Source organism: Pseudoalteromonas sp. SR45-4, from assembly GCF_014163535.1.
GTDB classification, from domain to species: Bacteria; Pseudomonadota; Gammaproteobacteria; order Enterobacterales; family Alteromonadaceae; genus Pseudoalteromonas; species Pseudoalteromonas nigrifaciens.
The window spans coordinates 1-651 of record NZ_JACJDO010000107.1 but is presented as its reverse complement, the minus strand read 5'-3'; the positions used below and the strand labels follow the sequence as shown (position 1 = coordinate 651).

1 protein-coding gene is annotated in these 651 nt (G+C 42.1%); it reads left to right on the top strand.

Annotation, left to right across the window (positions count from 1 at the left end; all coding sequences use genetic code 11):
- On the top strand, positions 1–651 hold a 651-nt coding region (locus H5058_RS18170; protein WP_182679388.1), incomplete at both ends, for an ISAs1 family transposase.

Sequence of the window (651 nt, the reverse complement as noted above, 5' to 3'; positions counted from 1 at the left end):
ATACCAGAATTACTCACCCTGCTCGATATTGAAAACAGTATCATTACGTTAGATGCGATGGGATGCCAACAAGAAATAGCAAAACAAATCATCCAACAAAAAGCAGATTATATTCTTGCACTTAAAGGAAATCATTCAGGCATGCAAAAGGAACTAGAAGCGTGGTGGCACAAGTGCGAGCGTGAAAGGTTAACTAAGCATAATTGTGATGAACATACCGAAATAAGCTCAGGACATGGGCGTGTTGAAACACGTACATGCCAGCAGTTACTTATAGATAAAAGCTGGCTAGGCAAGGATTATCGTTGGCCTGGCTTAACGAGTATTATTAAGGTCAGGGCTGAAGTTCATGATAAGTCGGCAGGGTCGGATACCACTGAAACACGCTGGTATATAAGTTCATTAGACTTAAATGCAGCGCAAGTACTCAATGCGGTACGCAGTCACTGGCAGGTTGAAAGCATGCATTGGATGCTTGATATGAACTTCAGAGAAGATGAATCGAGAATACGCAAACTTCAAGGGCCATTAATGTTTAATGTAATGCGAAAGATAGCCATGGCGCTTTTTAAACAAGATGCATCTAAGTCAGCAAGTATGGCGAGGAAAAAGAAAATGGCAGGGCTAGACGATGATTACCGCTCAACCCTG